Genomic DNA, 23,236 nt, shown 5'->3' on the forward strand with positions numbered 1-23,236 from the left:
ATTTTTCCGGATGCGAGGGCTGGGCGCGCGCGATAGGCTGCGCTGCAGGAGGCGAGATGACCCAGGACCCGAACCCCGAAAGCGACCTCTCCGCCGAAGATCAGCGCAACCGGATGCGCGGCGCCAACCGCGGCCTCGCACTTTTGCTGATCGGCGGCGCGCTTGCGATGCTGGCCGCCGCCTTCGCGGTGGCGCTGGTCGTCACCCATGGCTGACCTGACCCGCCGCAGCGCGATCGCGCTTGTGGGGGCCTCGGCCCTGGCCGCGTGCCGCAAGGACAAGCCCTGGAACTCGATCGATGTCGAGGGCGCCCTGCCGGCGCTGGATTTTGCCCTGACGCGGGCGCGCGACGCCAAGCTGGTGACCCAGGCGGATTACCGCGGCAAGCTGGTGATGCTGTTCTTCGGCTTCACCCATTGCCCCGATGTCTGTCCGCTGACCATGGGCAACCTGCTGCAGGTGCTGGACCGGATGGGCGAGGATGGGCGCGATATCCGCATTCTGTTCGTCACCGTCGACCCCCGGCGCGATACGCCGCCGGTGCTGAAGGCCTATGTCGAGGATCTCTCGCCCCAGGTCGTGGGCCTGCGGGGCACGCCCAATCAGCTGGCGCAGGTCGCGCGGCGCTACCGGGTCACCTACAAGGTGATCCCCGCAAACGACACCCGGCCCTATCAGGTAGTGCATGGGCCGTCGGTCTATGTGTTCGACCGCGCCGGCGATGCAAGGTTGATGATCCCGCGCTTCTATGACAATTCCGCTGACATCAAGGGCGTGACCGAGGACATGACGCGGCTGGCACACGGCGCCTGAGCCGGCATGTTAAGCCCGCTGCGCGTCAGCCCGGCGCATGTTGTTGAGCACCACGATCAGCGCCAGCGCGCTCATCATCGCGGGGGGGATCCAGATCACGATGCCGCCGATCTGCTGATCGGTCACCGCGTCGATGCCGGGGAAGTAGCGCCCGCAATAGGCGTAATAGGGAAACAGATCGCGGGTTGCGAAGGTGATCAGCGCCCCCAGAACGATCTGCGGAAACATCACCGCCACCGCCAAAGCGGCACGCAGCCCGAACCCCACCCCGGTGCGCGCCCTGGGCCGGGTGTCCAGCACCATCGCCCAGAACAGGATGCCATCCACCGCCATCGACCAGTTCATCAGCTGATACAGCACGGGATCCAGCATCGCCACGAAATGCACCGGCGGGATCAGCCAGAACCAGAACAGCCCCACGAACAGCCCCGTCGCCAGCGCCGGATGCTGCACCACGCGCATCACGCGCCGTGCCGCCGCCCCGCCGCACAGATGGCGCAGCCAATCCGGCCCTCCGGCCAGGATCACCGGCCCGGCCATGCTCAGCCCCAGCAAGACCGGCCCGACATGATGCAGCGCCACATGCTGTATCCGGTTGAGGAAGAACATCCGCTGCGCGAGATATTCGAACCCGGTCTGCACAGCGATCCAGATCAACGCGATGCCGGCCAGAAACGCCACCCTCCGCCATAGCGCCGGCACCGCCCCGCCCTGGCGCGACAGCCGCCCCAGACCGCGCAGATACCAAAAAAGCGCCAGCGCCACCGCACCATAGACCGGCGCCTCGAAAGAATAGGGTCCGATCACCGGCATATCGGCCGGATAGCGGGACGAGACCAGCCACAGCCCCGCCCCGACAAGGGCGATCAGCACATAGACCAGCCCGGCGCCGCCCACGCGGCCTATCGGCCCGCCCCCTGCCGTGATATCGCTCATCCGCGTTCTCCCGCCTGCCGATCAGCCTACTGCGCCGCCACCGATCAGGGAAGTGCGACCGATTGTTCGGCGCCGCGCGAAACACCTTCACCCGATTGCGAAGATAGCGCGCTTGCCAACTGGCAAAGCGCCCGGCTTCATGTTTCAAGTGAGTGTGAAGATAGGGGCCGCCTCCCGCCCTACGCCGCATCGGGCCGGGACGCCAAGCCATGAACCAATGTAACGCGGCGGGTTGAAATGCACATGTTGGAGACCCGGTTTCTCCTCAACGGCGCTCCGGTCAGCCTGACTGATGTGCCCCCCACCCGGACCCTGCTGGACTGGCTGCGCGAGGACCGAGCGCTCACCGGTACCAAGGAAGGCTGCAACGAGGGCGATTGCGGCGCCTGCACGGTGATGGTCTCGGATGCCGCCGGCAGCCGCGCGCTGAATGCCTGCCTGCTATTCGTGCCCCAACTGCACGGCAAGGCGGTCCGCACGGTCGAGGGCCTGGCCGCCGCCGACGGCACCCTGCATCCGCTGCAAGAAGCGATGATCGCCCATCACGGCAGCCAATGCGGTTTCTGCACACCGGGCGTCACCATGGCGCTGGCCTGCGCCCAAGCGCAGGGCCGCCGCGATCATGACGACGTGCTGGCCGGCAATCTCTGCCGCTGCACCGGTTATGCCCCCATCATCCGCGCCGCCGAAGCCGCCGCCTCCGCCCCGCGCCCCGCTTGGATCACGGCCGACCGCAAGGCCCTCTCTTCTCCCTTCATCTTGGGGGAAATACTCCCGGGGGGGACCGGGGGGGCAGGCAGCCCCCCCGGCTTCCGCCCGACAAACAGCGATGCGCTGGCCGATTGGTATGCCGCCCACCCCGACGCCACGCTGATCGCGGGGGCGACCGACGTGGGCCTCTGGGTCACCAAGCAATTGCGCGATCCGGGCCCCGTGGCCTTCCTCGCCGGGGTCGAGGACCTGCGCCACATAGAGACCCGCGGCAAGGTGATCGGCGTCGGCGCCTGCGTCACGATCGAGACCCTGCGCCGGGCCATGGAAGACGTCCACCCCAGCCTTGCCGAACTGCTGCGCCGCTTCGCCAGCCTGCAGGTGCGCGAGGCCGCGACCATCGGCGGCAACATCGCCAACGGCTCGCCCATCGGCGACACCCCGCCCGCGCTGATCGCGCTGGGCGCCACGCTGCACCTGCGCCGGGGCGACGACATGCGCAGCCTGCCGCTGGAGGATTTCTTCCTCGACTACGGCCGCCAGGACCGCCGCCCCGGCGAATTCGTCGCCGCCGTCACCTTTCCGGCCGAAGCGCCGGGGCTGCGCTGCTACAAGCTGTCGAAACGCTTCGATCAGGATATCTCGGCGGTCTGCGGCGGCTTCAACCTGACCGTCGCTGACGGCCGCATCGCCGAGGCGCGCATCGCTTTCGGCGGCATGGCGGGCGTACCGAAGCGCGCCGCCGCCGTCGAGGCCGCGCTGACCGGCCAACCCTGGGCAGAGGCCACGCTGCACGCCGCCCTGCCCGCCTTCGACGAGGATTTCACGCCGCTCAGCGACATGCGCGCCTCGGCCGGCTACCGGCTGCGCGCGGCGCAGAACATGCTGATCCGCTACTGGCACGACCGCGCGGGCGCGTCGGTGGATGTGCTGCAGGTGCAGCCATGAGCGTCGCAAAGCCCCTGCCCCACGACGCCGCGCCGCTGCATGTGACCGGCCAGGCGCGCTATATCGACGACATTCCCACCCCGGCGGGCACGCTGCACCTGGCCTTTGGCCTGTCCGAACGCGCCCATGCGAAGGTAACGGCGCTCGACCTCGCTGCGGTATGCGCCGCGCCAGGCGTCGTCGCGGTGATCGGACCCGAGGATCTGGATCCGATGCCCGATTGTTCGCCCTCGGCCCATGACGAGCCGCTGCTTGCAGGCGCGGAGGTGTATTATGCCGGCCAGCCAATGTTTCTGGTGGTGGCGAAAAGCCATCTGGCGGCGCGCAAGGCCGCGCGGATGGCGCGGGTCAGCTACGCGGACCTGCCCGCGATCCTGACCATCGACGACGCCATGGCCGCCGGCAGCCGATTCGAGGGCGGCCCGGTGATCTGGCGGAACGGCGATGCCGAGGCCGCCATAGCGGCCGCGCCGCACCGGCTGGAGGGCGTGATAGAGATCGGCGGGCAGGAGCATTTCTACCTGGAGGGTCAGGCCGCGCTTGCCCTGCCGCAAGAAGGCGGCGACATGGTGGTGCATTCATCGACCCAGCATCCGACCGAGGTGCAGCACAAGGTGGCCGAGGCGCTGGGCCTGCCGATGAACGCGGTGCGGGTCGAGGTGCGCCGCATGGGCGGCGGCTTCGGCGGCAAGGAAAGCCAGGGCAATGCGCTGGCGGTGGCCTGTGCCGTGGCGGCGCGCGCCACCGGCCGGCCGTGCAAGATGCGCTATGACCGCGACGACGACATGATGATCACCGGCAAGCGCCATGCGTTCCGCATCTCTTACCGGGTCGGACATGACGCCGAGGGGCGGATCCTGGGTGTCGATTTCGTGCAGATGGCGCAGTGCGGCTGGTCGCAGGATCTGTCGCTGCCGGTCTGTGACCGGGCGATGCTGCATGCCGACAACGCCTATCTGATCCCCGACATGCGGATCGAAAGCCACCGGCTGCGCACCAACACCCAAAGCGCGACGGCGTTTCGCGGCTTCGGCGGGCCGCAGGGGATGCTGGGGATCGAACGCGTTCTGGATCATGTGGCCCATGCCGTGGGGCGCGAGCCGCTGGAGGTGCGGCGGGTGAACTTCTACGCCGAGACCGGGGGCCAGCCCCCGGACCCCCGGAGTATTTCCGCCAAGATGAAGGAACAGATGACACCCTACCGGATGCCGGTGGAGGATTTCATCCTGCACCGGCTGACCGCGCGGCTGGAGGAGAGCGCGGAGTATCGGACGCGGCGGGCGAAGGTTGCCGAGTGGAATGCGGGCAACCCGATCCTGAAGCGGGGGATCGCGCTGACGCCGGTGAAGTTCGGGATCTCGTTCACACTGACCTGGCTGAACCAGGCGGGGGCACTGGTGCATGTCTATCAGGACGGGTCGGTGCATCTGAACCATGGCGGCACCGAGATGGGGCAGGGATTGTTCCAGAAGGTGGCGCAGGTCGCCGCGAAGGGGTTCGGGATCGACGTGGCGCGGGTGAAGATCACCGCGACCGATACCGGCAAGGTGCCCAATACGTCGGCCACGGCGGCCTCATCGGGATCGGATCTGAATGGCATGGCGGTGAAGGCGGCCTGCGACACGATCCGGGGCCGGCTGGCGGAGTTTCTGGCCGAACGCCATCAGATGCGGCCCGAGGACGTGGTCTTTGCGGCGGGCCGCGCGGCTGTGGGCGGGGCGGATTACGCCTTTGAGGAGGTCATCGCGATGGCCTATCAGGCGCGGGTCTCGTTGTCGGCGACGGGGTTCTATGCCACGCCCAAGGTCACCTGGGACCGGGCGCGCGGCCAGGGCCGGCCGTTCTACTACTTCGCCTACGGCGCCGCGGTGACCGAGGTGGTCATCGACACGCTGACCGGCGAGAACCGGATCCTGCGCTGCGACATCGTGCATGACGCGGGCACCAGCCTAAACCCGGCGATCGACATCGGCCAGATCGAGGGCGGCTATGTCCAGGGCGCCGGCTGGCTGACCACCGAGGAACTGGTCTGGGACGGCGCAGGGCGGCTGCGCACCCATGCGCCTTCGACCTACAAGATCCCCGCCTGTTCGGACCGGCCCCGCGTCTTCAACGTGGCGCTCTGGGACGGCGAGAACCGCGAGGAGACGATCTATCGCTCGAAGGCGGTGGGAGAGCCGCCCTTCATGCTGGCGATCTCGGCCTTCCTGGCGCTGTCGGATGCGGTGGCGGCCTGTGGCGACGGAAGCATCTATCCCGCGCTCGACGCGCCGGCCACGCCCGAGCGGGTGCTGGCCGCGATTGCCCGGGTGCGGGATGTTTGACCTTGCCGCCCTCCGGGCCCGGGTGGCCGAAGCGGCCCGCGTGGTGCGGGTGGTGATCGCCGCGCACGAGGGATCGAGCCCGCGCGAGACCGGGGCCGCGATGCTGATCTGGCAGGGCGGCACAGAGGGCACGATCGGCGGCGGCGCGCTGGAATGGCAGGTGACCTGCCGCGCCCGCGCCATGCTGGCGGGCGGCCAGGCGCGGCAGGTCACCCGCGTGGCGCTGGGGCCGGGGATCGGGCAGTGCTGCGGCGGGGCCGTGACGCTGCTGGCCGAGGTCTACGATGCCCGGGCCGTGGCCCGGCTGGAGGAAGCCGAGAATGGCGTGGTCGCCCGGCCGCTGGAGGGCGCGGCCGAGATGCCGCTGGCGGTGCAGCGGGTGCTGGCGCGGGCGCGGTCGTCCGGCCTGCCGCCCGTCGCCGGGCTGGTACAGGGCTGGATGGTCGAGCCAATGGCCGTACCCACGCGCGATCTGTGGATCTGGGGCGCGGGCCATGTCGGGCGCGCGCTGGTCGGGGTACTGGCGCCGCTTCCGACCTTCGCGCTGACCTGGGTGGATGTGGACGAGAGCCGCTTTCCGAAGGACATGCCCGATCGGGTGGCGCCGCTTTGGGCGGCAAATCCGGCCGATCTTGTGGCACATGCGCCAGGGCACGCGGAACATCTGGTGCTAAGCTATTCCCATGCTCTCGATCTGGAACTGTGCCATCGTATACTGCGCCATGGCCACGGCGGGCTGGGGCTGATCGGCTCTGCCACCAAGGCGGCACGGTTTCGCAACCGGTTGCGGGCGCTCGGACATGGCGATACGGCACTGGCGGGGCTGGTCTGCCCGATCGGCGACCCCACGCTGGGCAAGCATCCACAGGCGATTGCCGTGGGCGTCGCGGCGCGGCTGCTGGGGCGGGGGATGGACAACGCGGCGCGGCAGGACGGGGCGCGACAGGACGAGGACGGGAAACATGCTTCTGACCATCGAGGGCCTGACCAAGGCCTATCCCGGGGTGGTGGCGAATGACGGCGTGTCCTTCGCGGTCCGCGAGGGCGAGGTGCACGCCCTGCTGGGCGAAAACGGCGCCGGGAAATCCACCCTGGTGAAGATGATCTACGGGCTGGTGAAACCCGATGCCGGCCGCATGACGCTGCGCGGCGCGCCCTATGATCCGGCAGAGCCGCGCGCGGCCCGGGCCGCCGGCGTGGCCATGGTGTTCCAGCATTTCAGCCTGTTCGACGCGCTCGACGTGGCCGAGAACGTGGCCCTGGGCATGGAAAATCCGCCGCCCAGGCGCGCCCTGGCCGCCCGCATCCGCCAGGTGAGCGAGGATTACGGCCTGCCGCTGGATCCCGCGCGGCTGGTGGGGGATCTTTCCGCGGGCGAGCGCCAGCGGGTCGAGATCATCCGCTGCCTGCTGCAAGACCCGAAGCTGCTGATCATGGACGAGCCGACCTCGGTCCTGACCCCGCAGGAGGTCGAGATCCTGTTCCAGACGCTGCGTACCCTGGCCGCCGAGGGCACCGCGATCCTTTATATCAGCCACAAGCTGGAGGAGATCCGCGCATTGTGCGACGAGGCGACGATCCTGCGCCGCGGCAAGGTGGTGGCGACCTGTAGCCCGCGCGAGAAGACCGCGCGCGAACTGGCCGAGATGATGGTGGGCGAGACCCTGACGCCGCCGGAACGCGCCAGCATCGGCACTGGCGAAGTGGTGCTGCGGGTGGCGGGCCTGTCGGTGCCCTCGCCCAACCCGTTCGGCACCGCGCTGAAGGACGTCGGGTTTGACGTTCACGCGGGCGAGGTGCTGGGAATCGCGGGCGTTGCCGGCAACGGCCAGGATGAATTGCTGCTGGCGCTTTCGGGCGAAATCCGGACCGCGCCGGGCGCGATCACCGTGGCGGGTCGCCCCTGCGGCGCGCTGGGGCCCAATGCACGGCGCGCGGCGGGGCTGGTTTCCGCCCCCGAGGAACGGCTGGGCCATGCCGCGGCGCCGGACATGAGCCTGACCGAGAATGCCCTGCTGACCGGGGCGGTGCGCAAGCGGCTGGTGGGGCGCGGCTTCGTCGACTGGACAAGGACCCGCGCCTTTGCCGAGGAAATCGTCCAGGCCTTCGACGTGCGCACCCCCGGCGTGGGGGTTCCGGCGCGGGCGCTGTCGGGCGGAAATTTGCAGAAATTCGTCATCGGACGAGAGATTTTGCAGGATCCAGCGGTGATTATTGTCAATCAACCAACATGGGGCGTCGATGCGGCGGCGGCGGCGGCGATCCGTCAGGCGCTGATCGACCTGGCCGCCAAGGGCGCCGCCGTGGTGGTGATCAGCCAGGATCTGGACGAATTGCTGGAAATCGCCGACCGCTTCGCCGCACTGAACGAGGGCCGGCTGAGCGCCACGCGCCCGGTCTCGGGGCTGACGGTCGAGGAGATCGGCCTGATGATGGGCGGCGCCCACGGGATGGAGGTGGCCCATGCCGAGGCTTGAGAAACGCGCCGCGCCGTCGCGCTTCTGGACATGGGTGACGCCGGTCCTTGCGGTGGTGGCGACGATGCTGGCGGGGGGGCTGTTGTTCGCGCTGCTCGGCAAGCCGCCCGCCCAGGCGATCGAGGTAATCTTCTGGGAGCCCCTGTTCGGCGCCAACACCTCTTACACGCTGCCGCAGCTTCTGGTGAAGGCGGGGCCGCTGATCCTGATCGCGATCGGTCTCAGCCTGGGGTTTCGGGCCGGGATCTGGAACATCGGCGCCGAGGGGCAGTACATCATCGGCGCGATCTGCGGCGCGGCGGTGGCGCTGGCGTTCTACCCGGCCGCGCATTGGTATATCTTTCCGCTGATGGTGATCGCGGGCGGCATGGGCGGCTGGACCTGGGCGATGATCCCGGCGGTGCTGAAGAACCGCTTCGGCACCAACGAGATCCTGGTCTCGCTGATGCTGGTCTATGTGGCCGAGAACATCCTGTCGTGGGTCAGTTTCGGGCCGCTGCGCAATCCGCAGGGCTATGGCTTTCCGGGCAGCCGCAACCTGCAGAACTACCCCGCGGCCCATAATGCCGACCTGATCCCCAACACCGGGCTGCACTGGGGCGTGATCACGGCCTTTCTGGCGGTGATCGCGGCCTATGTGCTGCTGAACCGCCACCGGCTGGGCTATCAGATCCGGGTCGCGGGCCAGGCGCCGCGCGCGGCGCGCTTCGCCGGCGTCTCGCCGCAAAGGTTGGTGTCGTTCTGCCTGGGCACCTCGGGCGCGCTGGCGGGGCTGGCGGGGCTGTTCGAGGTCGCCGGCCCCAGTGGCCAGCTGACCCCGGATTTCAACGTCGGCTACGGCTTTACCGCGATCATCGTGGCCTTCCTGGGCCGGCTGCATCCCGTCGGCATCCTCTTGGCCAGTTTCCTGATGGCGCTGACCTATATCGGCGGCGAGATGGCGCAGCTGACGCTGAACCTGCCCGCGGCCGCGATCCAGGCCTTCCAGGGGATGCTGCTGTTCTTCCTGCTGGCCTTCGACGTGCTGTCGAACTACCGCATCCGGATGCGCAGGAAGGAGACCGCGAAATGACCATCGGCGGCATCGACCTCGTCGTCCTGATCGCCTCGCTCATGGTGGCATCGACCCCGATCCTCTTGGCCGCGATCGGCGAACTGGTGGCGGAAAAGTCGGGCGTCCTGAACCTCGGGGTCGAGGGGATGATGATCATGGGCGCGATCTGCGGCTTCGTGGCGGCCGTGCATACAGGCAGCCCGGTGGCAGGCTTCGTGGGCGGCGCGCTGGGTGGGGTGGCGATGAGCCTGCTGTTCGCCTTCCTGACCCAGATCCTGCTGTCGAACCAGGTGGCCACCGGCCTGGCGCTGACGCTGTTCGGGCTGGGCCTCTCGGCGCTGATCGGACAGGGCTACAACGGCGTCCGGCCGCCGCAGACCGATGACCTGAACTTTGGCCCGCTTGGTCATATCCCGGTGCTGGGGCCGATCCTGTTCCAGCACGACTGGGTGGTCTATCTGTCGCTGATCCTGGTCGCCGGCACCTGGGCGGTGTTGCGCTACAGCCGCGCGGGGCTGATCCTGCGCGCGGTGGGCGAGAACCACGACGCGGCCCATGCCCTGGGCTACCGGGTGCGCATGGTGCGCACGCTTGCGCTGATGTTCGGCGGCGCCTGCGCCGGGCTGGGCGGCGCCTACATCAGCCTGGTGCGGGTGCCGCAATGGTCCGACGGGATGACCGCGGGTGCGGGCTGGATCGCGCTGGCGATCGTGGTCTTCGCCTCTTGGCGGCCCTGGCGGGTGCTGCTGGGCGCCTATATTTTCGGCGGCGTGACGGTGCTGCAGCTGCGCCTGCAAGCCGCTGGCATCGCGATTCCGGTGCAGATATTGTCGATGGCGCCGTATCTGATAACGATACTGGTACTGGTCATCATGTCCGCGAAACGGGGCCGTGCCGCGATCGGCGCCCCGGCCTCGCTGGGCCGCATTTTCCACGCCTCTAGCTGAGGCCAATAACCGGGCGCGCACCGCGCCTGCCACTGGGGAGAAGATCATGAAACGCAGAACTTTCCTTGCCAATTCGGCCATGGCCGGCACCGCGCTCGCCACCGGCCTGGCCGGCCGCGCCATGGCCGCCGACGATCCGCTGAAGGTCGGCTTCATCTATGTCGGCGTGCCCGGTGACGGCGGCTGGACCTACCAGCACAACCTGGCCAAGAAAGCAGTCGAGAAGCACTACGGCGACAAGGTCAAGACCAGCGTCATCGAGAACGTCCCCGAAGGCGCCGATGCCGAACGCGCGCTGACCCAGCTGGCGCTGGCCGGCAACAAGCTGATCTTCGCTACCTCCTTCGGCTTCATGGACCCGACGATGAACGTCGCCAAGAAGTTCCCCAAGGTGAACTTCGAGATGTGCACCGGCTACAAGAGCGCGCCGAACGTCTCGAACTATTCCGGCCGCTTCTACGAGGGCCGCGCGGTCTGCGGTGCGATCGCCGGGCAGATGACCAAGTCGAACAAGATCGGCTACATCGCCTCGTTCCCGATCCCCGAAGTGATCCGCGGCATCAACTCGGCCTATATCAACGCCAAGCGCACTAACCCCAATGTCGAGATCAAGGTCGTCTGGGTCTATACCTGGTTCGATCCGGCGAAAGAGGCCGACGCGGCCCAGGCGCTGATCAACGAGGGCGTCGACGTGCTGATGCAGCACACCGATTCCACCGCCGCGATGGCAGTGGCGAAGAAGGCCGGCATCGTCGCCTTCGGCCAGGATTCCGACATGTCGGCCTTTGCGCCGACGCCGCGGATCTCGGCGCTGATCGACAATTGGGCGCCCTATTACATCAAGCGCGTCGGCGACATGATGAACGGCAACTGGAAGGCCGAGAACGTCTGGTACGGGCTGAAGGAAGGCATGGTCGAGGTCGGCGAAATCACCGACGCCGTGCCGGCCAAGGTAAAGGCCCATGCCCTGGATCTGGAGACGAAGATCAAGGCCGGTACCTACCACACGTTTGAGGGGCCGCTGAACAAGCAAGACGGCAGCGTCTGGCTGAAGAAGGGCGAGGTCGCGGACGATGGGGCGCTTGCCGGGCTGAACTTCTATGTCGAGGGCATCAAGGGCAAGATCCCCAGCTAGGCCCGTGCCCCTGCCTGCCGGGGCCGGCAGGCGCGCGATCGCGGCGGGATACCATGGCGTCCCGTCGCTTGATTTTGGGCCGGCAGGCACTGGGCGTGCGGGCGCCGATGGCCTGCTTGCCGCTGACGCAGGCACGGCGGGTACGCTGCGGGCAATTGCGGACGGGCGGGTCTCTTGGCACAGATCGAGGCGCGCCCGGGCCGGCGGTTTCCGGCCGGCGGGCGCAGCGATCAGTCGGGCAGATGGCGCAGCACCTCGGCGGTGAGCGCTGCGATCTCGGCCTTGGCGGCGGGATTTCCGGCCTCGGCCACCCCCTGCCCCGTGCCCAGTGTCTCGGCATAGACAACGCGGTTGGCCAGCCGCGACTCGGCCAGGATCGTATCCAGCGCGCCGGTCGCGGTGGCCACGTCATCGGCCAACCGCATCCCTTTGCGGCTGCGGTTCAGCACCACCACGGTCGGGCGCCCCTCGCGCCGGGCCAGATCCAGAACCCCTTCCGTCGCCCACAGATCGACATGGCTGGAGGCGACCGGCACCAGCACCAGATCGGCGGCGCGCAGCGCGGGGCGCAGGTCGGCATCCACCTTCGGCGGTGTATCGACAAGGACAAAATCGTTGTCCCGGCACAGCTTGTCGCATTCGTAGCCGACCCCCCAGGCCGAGGCGGTGGAGAAATCGAGCCCCGGCCCCTCTGGCCCCGCACGCTCCACCCGGGCCATGAACCAGCGCCCGAGGCTGCCTTGCGGGTCGATGTCGAGCAGCGCCACCCGATGCCCCGCCCGGCCCAGCGCCACGGCCAGATTGGCCGCCAGCGTGGTCTTGCCCGACCCGCCCTTTTGCTGCGCCACCGTGATGATCTTGCCGGCCATGCCTCGGACCTCCGCGCGATTTGCCGCGATGCAGCATCGCACTTTTGCGGCGGCGGCGGAAGGGGGCGACTTCTGGGCTTCGGGGGCGGGCGCCGCGGCGGGGGCGCCGCCCCCGCACCCCCGGCGTATTTGTCGAACAATGAAAGGGGCTGCGCATCCCGTCCGCCCAGGCTTTGGCGGCCTTGTTCCCCAGGTTGCGGCGCGGCGCCTTCGCAGACAGGAAAGGGGCGCGCCACATGGCGCGCCCCTCGGACGATCGGATCGTGCGGGCCTTAGGCTTCGGCGGGTTCCTTCGCCTCGACGGCCTTGGCCTCGATCTCGGCGCCGCGCGCGATCTCGATCCTGCGGGGCTTCAGCGCCTCGGGGGTTTCGCGCACCAGGTCGATATGCAGCATGCCGTCGGCATGGGCCGCGCCGGTCACCTTCACATGGTCGGCCAGTGCAAAGCGGCGCTCGAACGCGCGCGTGGCGATGCCGCGGTGAAGATAGGTCTTTTCCTCTTCCTCCCCGGCCTTGCGCGCGGTGACCACAAGGGTGTTTTCCTTCACCTCGACGGCCAGTTCGTCGCCGGCGAAGCCCGCGACCGCGATCGAGATGCGATAGGCGTTCTCGTCGGTCTTTTCGATGTTGTAGGGGGGATAGGTGGACTGGGCGACATCATTGGTCAGAACCCGGTCCATCAGGTCGGCAAAACGGTCGAAGCCGACGGTGGCACGATACAGGGGGGCAAGATCGAAACTACGCATGTTCATCCTCCAACGAGCGATGTGTGATGCCTTCCCGCGCGGGGACAGGCGGTTGCTCCGGGCCCGTCATGGCACCCGGATGATGCTTAGGTAGGAAGGGAAAAGCGGGCTTTCAAGAGGGACGGATGTGCCTCAACCGCTTGAAATCATGGGCGGACGAACTTTGCGCCGCCCGCACGCACACCTGCGGGGGCCGCACCGATCAAGCGCGTCGTCCCGCCTTGCGGCGGACGCAGGAAACGGCTGCCTTCGTTCAGCGCAAGTTCCGACTTCAGCCGTGGCAGCGCGCCCGCCACCGCGACCCCGAGCGACACCTTCCCGCCCCGCAGCTTCGACTTGGCGGAGATGACCGACACGATCACCGGCCGGCCGTCCTTCATCTCGAAGACCGGCGCGCCGGAGGACCCGAAATCGATGTCGCAGCTCATTTCCACCACGGAATCGGCGCGCCCCAGAACGTGACAGACCTTTTGGTAGGACAGCGTCTGCGCCCGCCCCTGCGCATAGGACACCACCCCCACGCTGGCGCCGTCGGTCGGGGCGGCGCCGGTCGTGAAGGGCTGGATCGAAGGCAGCTGGATCGGGCTTTGCAATTCCAGAAGCGCCAGATCGTAATTCACGTCGGCGACCGAGGCGTGACGCGAATAGACATAATCGGGGTGAATGGCGGCGCGGCGTATGTCGCGAGTGGCATCGGCGCGCCCGTTGCGCAGCCCCGCCAGGAACCGCAGCGCCGACGCATCGACCCGCTTGCCGGTCCGCGGATCGAACAGGCAATGCGCAGCGGTCAGCACCAGCGTCGGCGAAATCAGGGAGGCGGTGCAAAAGCCGCGCCTGCCGATCTCAAGCTGCCCAACGCCGTTCCAGCCCTGGGCCTCATAGCCGGTCTCCAGTTTCTCGAGCGCCGCATCAGGCGCCGCCGCGACCGCCAGCGGCAGGAAAAGCGGCAGGAAAAGCGGCAGAAGAAGAAGGGGGTGCAACAATCGCAAGAGGCGCATCGGCGGGGTCCGCAGCATCGGTGTCGCCCCACCCTAGCCCGCGGCTTGGGCCAAACTGTGGCGCCGCCGGGGCATCTATGTTCCTTGTTTCGGCAAAGGCGCCGGCGTGCGCTGCCTACCGCAGCGCCGGCGGTTTCGGCCCCCCCGTCGCCCAATCGAGCAATTCGACGGTATGCACCACCGGCACCCCGGTTCCCGATCCGATCTGCATCATGCAGCCGATGTTTCCCGCCGCGATCGCATCCGGGGCCTTGGCCTCCAGCGTCTTGACCTTGCGCGCCTTCAATTCGGCCGAAATCTCGGGCTGCAGCAGGTTGTAGGTACCCGCCGAGCCGCAGCACAGGTGGCTGTCGGCCGGTTCGACCACCTCGAAACCCGCGCGTTTCAGCAAGGTCTTGGGCGCGGTCTTGATCTGCTGGCCATGCTGCAGCGAACAGGCCGCGTGATAGGCGACGCGCATCCCGCGATCGGCGCCTTCGGGCAGGCCGATCCGCTCCAGCAGCTCGGTGATGTCAAGCGCCATCCCCGCCACCGCGGCCGCGTCCTCGGCCAGGTCATCACCGGCGAACATATGGCCATAATCCTTCACCGTGGTGCCGCAGCCCGAGGTATTGATCACCACCGCATCCAAGCCCGCGCCGCGCTTTTCGGCCATCCAGGCGCGGATGTTCTTCGCCGCGCTGGCATGGGCCTCTGCCTCCTTGCCCATGTGATGGGTCAACGCGCCGCAACAGCCCGCGCCGCGCGCCACCACCACCTCGCACCCCAGCCGGCGCAGCAGACGGATCGTGGCGTCGTTGATATCGGTGTTGAGCGCGCGCTGCGCGCAGCCCACCAGCAGCGCCACCCGCATCTTGCGCGTACCCTCCGCGGGGAACACCTGTGGGCGGTCTCTTGGGCTGGCAGGCGGCACCCGCGCAGGCGTCATCTCCAGCATCGCGCGCAGCCGCGGATCGGGCAGAAGCCGCGCCAAGGGCCGCCCCAACTTCGCCGCCGTCAGCGCCAGGCGGAAACGCCCCGGATAGGGCAGTACCTTGGCCAGCCCCCAGCGCAGCAGGCGCTCCATCGGCGGGCGCCTGTAGGTCTTTTCGATATGAGCGCGCGCATGATCGACCAGATGCATGTAATGCACGCCGGACGGGCAGGTCGTCATGCAAGCCAGACAAGACAGGCAGCGATCGACATGTTGCACGGTCTTTTCATCGGCCGGACGCCCGGCCTCCAGCATGTCCTTGATCAGGTAGATGCGGCCGCGCGGGCTGTCCAGTTCGTCCCCCAGCACCTGATAGCTGGGGCAGGTCGCGGTGCAAAAGCCGCAATGCACGCAGGCCCGCAAGATCTGATTCGCTTCGGCGATCGCGGGGTCCTTCAGCTGCTCGTCGGTGAAATGCGTCTGCATCAGCCCATGATCCCCGGATTGAGTATGCCGCGCGGGTCGAACTTCGCCCGCAGCCCCGCCGCGATCGCGGCCAGCGGCCCGGGTTCGGGATGGAACGGCGCAATCCGCACCCTCGTCCCGGCATCCGCGCGCACCAGCGTCGCGTGCCCCTGCGCGCCCATCCGCGCACGCAGATCCTCGCCCGCGGCGGCCCGCGCCCAGATCAGCCCCCCGGCCCAATCCAGCATCACCGCCTCGGCCCCCAGCCGCGCCAGCACCCCGGGCGCGTCCGAAGGCTTCACCGACAACCGCCAGATATCACCCGTACCCCCCTGCAACGGAACCACGTCGCGGATCGCAGCCCAGCGCGCCGCCACTGCCTCGGCCCCGCTCTCCGCCTCGACCGTGCCGAATTCCGCCAACAGCCCGGTCAGCTTCCCGGCGCGGTAGGACACCGAGGCCGCGAAGCCCTCGATTCGCAGCACCACGCCGGTGCCGGGCAGCCAGGCCGCCCCCGTCACCTCGTAAGGCGAGGCCATCGCCACCGCCATCGCCCGCACCGCGGCCGCGGGGTCGGCAACCGAAACGATCAGCCCGGCCGCCGTTTCGGGCACCGGCAGCACCTTGAAACTGACCTCGCTGAGGACCCCCAGCGTGCCGTGGCTGCCGGCCAGCAGCTTGACCAGATCATAGCCGGTGACGTTCTTCATCACCCGCCCCCCATTCTTCACGACGGTGCCCGCCCCGTCGACGAAGCGCACCCCGATCAGGCTGTCGCGGCAGGCCCCGGCCTGCACCCGGCGCGGACCCGAGGCATTCGCCGCCACCACGCCCCCGATCGTGCTCTCGCCCTGGGTGCCCAGCAGCCCGCGCATGTCGGGCGCCTCGAAAGGCAGGCGTTGCCCTTCCGCCGCCAGAACCGCCTCGATCTCGGCCAGCGGCGTGCCCGCCCCGGCCACCAGCGTCAGCGCGCCCGGCTCATACAGCCGGATCCCCGACAGCCCGCCGGTCTCCAGCACCTCGCCCCGGACCGGTCGCCCGATCGAGCGCGTCCCGCCGCCTCGCAGCACCAGCGGCCCCGCCGCCCCGCGTACCGCCTCTGCCAGTTCCGCCTCGCTTGCCGGCTTCATCCCAAATCCAACTTCATCTTGGTGACAATACTCTCCGGGGGTGCGGGGGTGGAAAACCCCCGCCCACGGCTTCTCAAGCCGCCCGCCGCCCGGCGCTGACCGCCAGCGGAAACACCTTCGCCGGGTTCAGCAGCCATTTCGGATCGAACACATCCTTCACCCGCATCTGCGCCTCCAGATCCTCGGGCGCGAACTGCACCACCATCAGATCGCGCTTCTCGATCCCCACCCCATGTTCGCCGGTCAGGCAGCCGCCCACCTCGACGCAAAGCTTCAGGATATCGGCGCCGAAGGCCTCGCAGCGCTCCAGATCGCCGGGCTTGTTCGCGTCGAACAGGATCAGCGGGTGCATGTTGCCGTCGCCGGCATGGAACACATTGGCCACATCAAGCCCGTAGTCACGGCTCATCTCGCCGATGCGGCGCAGAACCTCGGGCAGGGCCGAAACCGGGATCGTGCCATCGAGACACATGTAGTCGTTGATCTGCCCCATCGCGCCAAAGGCCGATTTCCGCCCCAGCCAGATCTTCTTCGATTCCTCCTCGGACTGGCTCTCGCGCAGCGCCACGGGATTGTGCCTGGCCGCGATCTGCTTGATCAGGCCCAACTGCTCGTCGATCTCGGCCTCCGAGCCCTCGACCTCGATGATCAGAAGCGCCTCGCAATCGGGGTATCCGGCATGGGCGAAGGCCTCGGTCGCGCGGATGCAGGGGCGGTCCATGAACTCGATCGCCACCGGCAGGACGCCCGCCTTGATGATGTCGGAAACGCAAGCCCCCGCCACCTCGTTCGCGTCGAACCCCATCAGCACCGGGCGCGCGCCCTCGGGCTTACGCAGGATGCGCAGGGTGGCCTCGGTCACCACGCCAAGCTGGCCTTCGGATCCGCAGATCACGCCCAGCAGATCGAGGCCCGGCGCATCCAGATGCGCGCCGCCGATCTCGACCACGGTGCCATCCATCATCACCATGGTCACGCCCATCAGGTTGTTCGTCGTCACCCCGTATTTCAGGCAATGCGCGCCGCCCGAATTCATCCCGATATTGCCGGCGATCGCACAGGCAAGCTGGCTGGAGGGATCCGGGGCGTAAAAGAAATCCTCCTCTTCGACGGCACCTGTGACCGAAAGGTTCGTACGCCCGGTCTGGACCCGGATAAAACGGTTCTGGTAATCGGCTTCCAGCACCGCGTTCAGCCGCGCGACCCCCAGGATCACGCAATCCGCCGTCGGCAGCGCCCCGCCGGCCAGCGAGGTGCCGGAACCGCGCGGCACCACCGGCACGCCCTCCTCATGGCAGATCTTCAGCACCGCGGAAACCTCTTGCGTCGAGCGCGGCAGCACCGCACAGAGCGGCGGGCAGCGATATGCAGTCAGCGCGTCGCATTCATAGGCGCGGGTCTCGGCCGGGTCGGCAACCAGCGCATCGGCGGGCAGCACCCCGGCCAGTCGCGCCACGATCCGCTCCTTGCCCGCCAGAACGGCCGCATCGGGGGGCGGCATGTCCATCGAAATCTCCCAGTTGAACTGGTCAAAAATTATAACCAATTTGACCAGTATGCAAGCCCTCTTGCTATCCGCCCCTGGGCGGTGCGGGGCGGCGCGCGGGGATCAAGCCTCCGTGAAAGACGAAGCAGTTCGGCAAGTCTTCGGAAAATTGCACGAGAGATCCAAATACTGCGCCATAATTTGGGAAATTCTCTCGCATTTACGACCTTCAATGAAGACATGCTCCTTGCTATCTCTTGTCGCATGGCATGAAGGATCCCACGGTCGGACCGTGGACCCTGCGCGAGTAAGGACCAGACATGAATTTCGACGAGATCATCGAGCGCCGCGGCACCCATTCGGCGAAATGGGACATGATGGAGAAAAGCTATGGCGTTGCTGCCGCGGACGGTATCGCGATGTGGGTGGCCGACATGGATTTCCGGCCGCCCCAGGTGGTGCTGGACGCGCTGCAAGGCATGGTCGATCATGGCGTCTTCGGCTATTTCGGCGATGACCGCGCCTACAAGGCGGCAATCACCTGGTGGATGGAAACCCGGCATGGATGGTCGGTGGCGCCGGAATGGATCTTCACCACCCACGGCCTGGTCAACGGCACCGCGATGTGCGTCGAGGCCTATTCGCGCCCCGGCGACGCCGTGGTGCTGTTCACCCCCGTCTACCACGCCTTCGCCCGGGTTATCAAAGCCGCCGGACGAAGTGTGACCGAACTGCCCATGGTGGTGCGCGACGGCCGTTACAGCCTGGATTTCGACGCCTATGAATCGCGTCTGACCGGGCGCGAGACGATGCTGGTGTTCTGCTCGCCCCACAATCCCGGCGGTCGGGTCTGGACGTCGGCGGAACTGGCGCAGGTCGCGGCCTTCGCGCAGAAACACGATCTGGTCCTGGTCTCGGACGAGATCCACCACGACCTGGTGATGCCGGGACAGAACCACACGGTGATGGCCAGGGCCGCGCCCGAGGCGCTTGACCGGATGGTGGTGATGACGGCCACCACCAAGACCTTCAACATAGCAGGCTGCCATTCGGGCAACGTGATCATCCCCGACCCGGCGCTGCGCGAGACCTTCGCGGCGCGCATGGCCGGACTTGGGATCTCGGCCAATTCCTTCGGCCTGGTGATGGCGACGGCGGCCTACAGCCCCGAGGGTGCCGCCTGGGTCGATGCTCTGACCGGCTATCTGGACGACAACCGCAAGCTTTTCGACGAGGGCGTGAACGCGATCCCCGGGTTGAGTTCGATGCCGCTGGAGGCCACCTATCTTGCCTGGGTCGATTTCGCGGGCACGGGGATGGAAATTCCGGAAGTCGTGGCACGGGTGGAGCGGGACGCGAGGATCGCGGCCAACCACGGCCCGACCTTCGGTGCCGGCGGCGAAAGCTTCATGCGCTTCAACCTTGCCACTCCCCGCAGCCGTGTCGTCGAAGCTGTCGAGCGCCTACACGCCGCTTTCAAGGACCTGCAATAGGGCCGAAGGCGGGGGCGCTGCCCCCTGCGCCCCCGGCGTATTTCGGGAACAATGAAAGCATCGCGCGCTTGCATCGTCCCTCGGGCGGGTACGGACGCCGCGGTTGCGATCGGATCGGTCGGGTTCCGGGCGGCGGAAGCGCCTGGGAGCGGCGGTGGCGCCCGTCAGACCTCGCTGCCTTGTTCGGGGATGAAGCGGCGCAGCATCTCGGCCTCCTGGCCTTCCATCAGCGCCTGTGCGGTCTGCATATGCGCCTTCATGATTGCCCGCGCGGCGCCGGCGTCGCCTTCGCGCAGTGCCATCAGCAGCCGTCGCTGGTAATCGCGCCCGCGCTGCCAAAGTTCCTGGTTGGGAGGGGCGTAAAGGCGGCGGGTCACGGTGATGTCGCTGAGCACCGAGGTCATGAAGCCGATGATGAAGCCCAAAAGCTCGTTCTCGGCGGCCTCGGCCAGGATCGCGTGGAAGCGCAGGCTGTCGACATGCTGGGCGCGCTCTTCCTCCAGCGTGCGGGCCGGGACGTCATAGGCGTGGAGTGTCTGTTCAAGCCGCGCCAGCACGTCCTGTGACAGCTTGCCGGCCAGCGAGGCGGCAAGCTCTGGCTCCAGCGCGCGGCGCAGCTGGTAGATGTCGCGGATCGTCAGATCCTTGAAATAGAAGTAGTTTCCCAGCAGCGCCTGGGCCCGGGCGCGCGAGACCTCATGCACGAAGCTGCCGCCCCCGGGCCCGGTGCGGGTGCGTACCAGCCCCTGCGCCTCCAGCAGGCGCATTGCCTCGCGGATCGTGCTTTTGGCCATGCCGAAGCGTTCGATCAGTTCGGGTTCGCTGGGCAGGCGGTCGCCGGGCTGCAGGCGTTGTTCGACCACCCAGGCCTTGATCGCCTCGGCCACGCGCTCGGGGCGCGAGCGGCGGTCAGTCCTCGAACGGGTGGTGGCAGGCGGCAAGCTGATCCTCTTCCATCGGTCTGAGCCGTGGTTCCTCGGTCCGGCACAGGTCTGTCGCGCGCGGGCAGCGTCCGGCGAAGGCGCAACCCGGCGGCGGGTCCAGCGGGTCGGGCAATTCGCTGCCCCGCTGTTCGGGCGCGCGCAGGGGGCGGCCCACCACTGGCGCGGAATCGGCCAGCAAGCGTGTATAGGGGTGGCGCGGGCGTTTGAAAATGCTTTCCGCGCGCCCGATCTCGACCACGGCCCCGAAATAGAGCACCAGCACCCGGTCGCTGACCGCCTCGACCACCGCCAGATCATGGCTGATGAACAGATAGGTCAGGCCGAAGTCGTCCTTCAGCCGCGCCAGCAGGTTCAGCACCTGCGCCTGCACCGACACGTCCAGGGCCGAGACCGGCTCATCCAGCACCAGGATGCGCGGCGCGGCGGCCAGGGCGCGGGCGATGCCGATGCGCTGCGCCTGCCCGCCGGAAAATTCATGCGGGTAGCGGTCAAGGAATTCGGGGCGCAGATGCACGCTGTCGAAGATCTCGGCGATGCGGGCGTCGCGTTCGGCACGGCCCATGCCGTGCAGCAGGCGCAGCGGGGCCTCCAGGATCTGGCGGATGGTCTTGCGCGGATTGAGGCTGCTGATCGGATCCTGGAAGACATATTGGATCATCTTGCCGAAACGCGCCGGATCGGCGTTGTCCAGGCGCCGCCCCTCGATCTCGATCTCGCCACCCGAGGGCGGCAAGAGCCCCACCAGCATCCGCGCGAAGGTGGATTTGCCACAGCCGGATTCCCCGACGATGCCCAGCGTTTCGCCGGTTTCCACCGCGAAGCTGACCGGGCGCACCGCGCGCACGCCTGGCCGCGCGCCCGCGAAAAGGCCCCCCGCGCGCGGGAAGGTCTTGGACAGGTTGGTGACGCGCAGCGCCTCGGTCATGCGAAGGCCTCCTCGGGGAAGAGGCAGCGTACGCTGCGCGCGCCGGTGCCGGTCATGTCTATCCGCCCCGCGCGGCAATCGGCCACCGCCCTGTCGCAGCGTGCGGCGAAGGCGCAGCCATCCGGCAGCGCATCGACCGATGGCGGCAGCCCCGGGATCGCCGCCAGTTCGCGCCGCCCGCCGCCCAGTTCGGGCACGCAGGCGATCAGGCGGCGGGTATAGGGATGGGCGGGGGCGGCCAGCACCTCGGCCGTCGGGCCGGTCTCGACGATCTGGCCCGCATACATCACCGCGACCCGGTCGCACAGCTGCGCGACGACGCCGAAGTCATGGGTGATGAAGACGATCGCAAGGCCGCGGTCGCGGCGCAAATCGTCCAGCAGGCCAAGGATCTGCGCCTGCACCGTGACATCAAGCGCGGTGGTCGGTTCATCCGCAATGATGATGTCTGGATCGTTGGCAAGCGCCATGGCGATGCCGACACGCTGGCGCATGCCGCCCGACATTTCATGCGGGTAGTCATCGATCCGGCCTTCGGGGTTGGGGATCCGGACGTCGTGCAAAAGCTGCAGGGCGCGGGCGCGGGCCTCGGCACGGGAAACCGGGTGGTGGACGCGGATCGCCTCGGCCAACTGGTCGCCGACGCGATAGAGCGGATGCAAGGTCGAAAGCGGATCCTGAAAGATGTAGGAGATGCTTTCGCCGCGCAGGTCGCGCAGGCGGGCATAGGGCGCGCCGATCAGGTCCTCGCCCCTGTAGCGCACCGCGCCGCCGGTGATCACGCCGGGCGGCGAGGCGACAAGCCCCATGACCGACAGCGCGGTGACCGACTTGCCCGAGCCGCTTTCTCCGATCACGCCCAGGCATTCGCCGGGCTTCACTGCCAAATCGACGCCGTTCACCGCGCGGTAGACGCGCCCGGTGACATGGAACTGGGTCTCGAGCGCCTGCACCGCCAGCAACGCATCGGCCGGCGCGGCCTCGGGCGCGGGCACGGCGTGCTGGCGCGCGACCCGGGTCGATGCGCGCGGCCGGCTGAGCGCGCCCGAACGCAGGCGCGGATCAAGCGCGTCGCGCACCCCGTCGCCCAGAAGGTTCACGCTCATGACGATGAGGAAGATCATCACGCCGGGCACGACCGAGGTATGGGGGCTGGTGATCATCGCCGAACGGGCCTGGCCCAGCATCCCGCCCAGATCCGCCTGCGGCGGCTGCGCGCCGAGGCCGAGAAAGCTGAGCCCCGCGGTTTCCAGGATCATCCAGCCCACCGTGGTCGACATGGCGACCACGATCACCGGCAGGACGTTGGGCAGCAGTTCGGTCAGGATGATGCGAAGGTGGCCCTTGCCGGACAACCGCGCGGCGTCGACGAATTCCCGCCGCGCCAGTCCCAGCGTGATGCCGCGGATATTGCGCGCGAAGAACGGCACGTTGACGGCGGCCACCGCGATCAGCGCGTTCATCAGCCCGGGGCCCAGCGCGGCGACGATGGCCAGCGCCAGCAGGATGTAGGGAAAGGCCATCAACATGTCGACGGCCCGCATGATGATGTTGTCGGTGCGTCCGCCGACATAGCCCGCGACCATGCCCATGCCCGACCCGACGATTCCCGCCGCCAGGGCCGCGGCGACGCCGACCGCCAGGCTTAGCCGCGTCCCCCAAAGCAGCCGCGACAGCAGATCCCGCCCCAGCTGATCGGTGCCCAGCAGATGCCCTTCCGAGAACGGGAACAGGAAGCGATGCGCGGTATCGATCACGTCCGGATGCTGCAGCGGCAGCAGCGGCGTGATCAGCGCCAGCATCGCGATCCCCGTGATCACCACGCCGCCCAGCGAAGCCAGGCGATTGCGCGCGAGCAGGCGAAGGAACTGCCTCATGCGTGCGTCTCCGTCATCCGGCGGCGCGCCGTTGGCGCACATGTC

General features: G+C 68.1%; 20 protein-coding genes. 10 read left to right on the plus strand and 10 right to left on the minus strand.

Annotated features, from left to right (window positions below; translation table 11 throughout):
- The first annotated feature begins 56 nt into the window (after positions 1-56).
- Both BLV97_RS21285 and BLV97_RS18190 read left to right on the plus strand, forming a co-directional pair.
- On the plus strand, positions 57-215 hold the full coding sequence (locus BLV97_RS21285; protein ID WP_160169149.1) for a hypothetical protein: 159 nt from the start codon (positions 57-59) through the stop codon (positions 213-215).
- On the plus strand, positions 208-813 hold the full coding sequence (locus tag BLV97_RS18190) for an SCO family protein (RefSeq protein WP_051645890.1): 606 nt from the start codon (positions 208-210) through the stop codon (positions 811-813). Before BLV97_RS21285 ends, BLV97_RS18190 begins: the two co-directional genes overlap by 8 nt.
- 9 nt (positions 814-822) lie before the next feature.
- Here BLV97_RS18190 and BLV97_RS18195 read toward each other — a convergent pair whose 3' ends face one another.
- Entirely contained in the window at positions 823-1,749 is a 927-nt protein-coding gene (locus BLV97_RS18195; protein ID WP_081824924.1) for a cytochrome c oxidase assembly protein, read from the minus strand.
- A gap of 243 nt (positions 1,750-1,992) precedes the next feature.
- Here BLV97_RS18195 and xdhA point away from each other — a divergent pair, with 243 nt between their 5' ends.
- The 7 genes from xdhA to BLV97_RS18230 are packed head-to-tail and all read left to right on the plus strand — an operon-like array spanning position 1,993 to position 11,345.
- Positions 1,993-3,408: a xanthine dehydrogenase small subunit gene (xdhA, locus tag BLV97_RS18200; RefSeq protein ID WP_035839141.1), complete on the plus strand. Its 1,416-nt coding sequence runs from the start codon at positions 1,993-1,995 to the stop codon at positions 3,406-3,408.
- On the plus strand, positions 3,405-5,732 hold the full coding sequence (gene xdhB, locus BLV97_RS18205) for a xanthine dehydrogenase molybdopterin binding subunit (RefSeq protein WP_035839094.1): 2,328 nt from the start codon (positions 3,405-3,407) through the stop codon (positions 5,730-5,732). The genes xdhA and xdhB overlap by 4 nt, the downstream gene beginning before the upstream one ends.
- A complete protein-coding gene (gene xdhC, locus BLV97_RS18210; RefSeq protein ID WP_081824925.1) occupies positions 5,725-6,750 on the plus strand; it encodes a xanthine dehydrogenase accessory protein XdhC in 1,026 nt (341 codons plus the stop codon). Before xdhB ends, xdhC begins: the two co-directional genes overlap by 8 nt.
- A complete protein-coding gene (locus BLV97_RS18215) occupies positions 6,695-8,209 on the plus strand; it encodes an ABC transporter ATP-binding protein (protein WP_035839097.1) in 1,515 nt (504 codons plus the stop codon). The genes xdhC and BLV97_RS18215 overlap by 56 nt, the downstream gene beginning before the upstream one ends.
- Positions 8,196-9,281 (plus strand): ABC transporter permease, encoded by a 1,086-nt coding sequence (locus tag BLV97_RS18220; RefSeq protein ID WP_035839099.1) that lies wholly within the window; start codon positions 8,196-8,198, stop codon positions 9,279-9,281. The genes BLV97_RS18215 and BLV97_RS18220 overlap by 14 nt, the downstream gene beginning before the upstream one ends.
- Positions 9,278-10,210: an ABC transporter permease gene (locus BLV97_RS18225; protein WP_035839102.1), complete on the plus strand. Its 933-nt coding sequence runs from the start codon at positions 9,278-9,280 to the stop codon at positions 10,208-10,210. Before BLV97_RS18220 ends, BLV97_RS18225 begins: the two co-directional genes overlap by 4 nt.
- A gap of 46 nt (positions 10,211-10,256) precedes the next feature.
- Positions 10,257-11,345: a BMP family ABC transporter substrate-binding protein gene (locus tag BLV97_RS18230; RefSeq protein WP_035839106.1), complete on the plus strand. Its 1,089-nt coding sequence runs from the start codon at positions 10,257-10,259 to the stop codon at positions 11,343-11,345.
- A 230-nt stretch (positions 11,346-11,575) separates the two neighbouring features.
- On the opposite strand, the gene parA is transcribed toward BLV97_RS18230, so the two are convergent.
- The 6 genes from parA to BLV97_RS18260 all read right to left on the minus strand — a co-directional run bounded on the left by parA (position 11,576) and on the right by BLV97_RS18260 (position 17,973).
- On the minus strand, positions 11,576-12,214 hold the full coding sequence (parA, locus tag BLV97_RS18235) for a ParA family partition ATPase (protein WP_035839109.1): 639 nt from the start codon (positions 12,212-12,214) through the stop codon (positions 11,576-11,578).
- A 272-nt stretch (positions 12,215-12,486) separates the two neighbouring features.
- Positions 12,487-12,960: an Hsp20 family protein gene (locus BLV97_RS18240; RefSeq protein WP_035839146.1), complete on the minus strand. Its 474-nt coding sequence runs from the start codon at positions 12,958-12,960 to the stop codon at positions 12,487-12,489.
- 146 nt (positions 12,961-13,106) lie between these two features.
- Positions 13,107-13,976 (minus strand): trypsin-like serine peptidase, encoded by an 870-nt coding sequence (locus BLV97_RS18245; protein ID WP_092164180.1) that lies wholly within the window; start codon positions 13,974-13,976, stop codon positions 13,107-13,109.
- 97 nt (positions 13,977-14,073) lie between these two features.
- The gene (gene glcF / locus BLV97_RS18250) at positions 14,074-15,357 is read right to left on the minus strand and encodes a glycolate oxidase subunit GlcF (RefSeq protein WP_035839115.1); all 1,284 of its coding nucleotides are present in this window, start codon (positions 15,355-15,357) and stop codon (positions 14,074-14,076) included.
- Positions 15,357-16,466: an FAD-binding protein gene (locus BLV97_RS18255; RefSeq protein WP_035839118.1), complete on the minus strand. Its 1,110-nt coding sequence runs from the start codon at positions 16,464-16,466 to the stop codon at positions 15,357-15,359. The genes glcF and BLV97_RS18255 overlap by 1 nt, the downstream gene beginning before the upstream one ends.
- A gap of 73 nt (positions 16,467-16,539) precedes the next feature.
- Complete coding sequence (locus BLV97_RS18260; protein WP_035839121.1) at positions 16,540-17,973, minus strand: FAD-linked oxidase C-terminal domain-containing protein; 1,434 nt, start codon at positions 17,971-17,973, stop codon at positions 16,540-16,542.
- A gap of 299 nt (positions 17,974-18,272) precedes the next feature.
- Here BLV97_RS18260 and BLV97_RS18265 point away from each other — a divergent pair, with 299 nt between their 5' ends.
- Positions 18,273-19,445, plus strand: a complete 1,173-nt coding sequence (locus BLV97_RS18265; protein ID WP_035839123.1) for a MalY/PatB family protein — start codon at positions 18,273-18,275, stop codon at positions 19,443-19,445.
- 164 nt (positions 19,446-19,609) lie between these two features.
- Here BLV97_RS18265 and BLV97_RS18270 read toward each other — a convergent pair whose 3' ends face one another.
- From BLV97_RS18270 to BLV97_RS18280, 3 genes are read right to left on the minus strand one after another with little or no spacing between them, the layout of a single operon-like run.
- Entirely contained in the window at positions 19,610-20,386 is a 777-nt protein-coding gene (locus tag BLV97_RS18270; RefSeq protein WP_035839126.1) for a FadR/GntR family transcriptional regulator, read from the minus strand.
- A complete protein-coding gene (locus BLV97_RS18275; protein WP_035839128.1) occupies positions 20,355-21,314 on the minus strand; it encodes an ABC transporter ATP-binding protein in 960 nt (319 codons plus the stop codon). The genes BLV97_RS18270 and BLV97_RS18275 overlap by 32 nt, the downstream gene beginning before the upstream one ends.
- Complete coding sequence (locus BLV97_RS18280) at positions 21,311-23,191, minus strand: dipeptide/oligopeptide/nickel ABC transporter permease/ATP-binding protein (protein WP_092164181.1); 1,881 nt, start codon at positions 23,189-23,191, stop codon at positions 21,311-21,313. The genes BLV97_RS18275 and BLV97_RS18280 overlap by 4 nt, the downstream gene beginning before the upstream one ends.
- Positions 23,192-23,236: the final 45 nt, after the last annotated feature.

Source organism: Allgaiera indica (assembly GCF_900106675.1).
Taxonomy (GTDB): Bacteria; Pseudomonadota; Alphaproteobacteria; order Rhodobacterales; family Rhodobacteraceae; genus Acidimangrovimonas; species Acidimangrovimonas indica.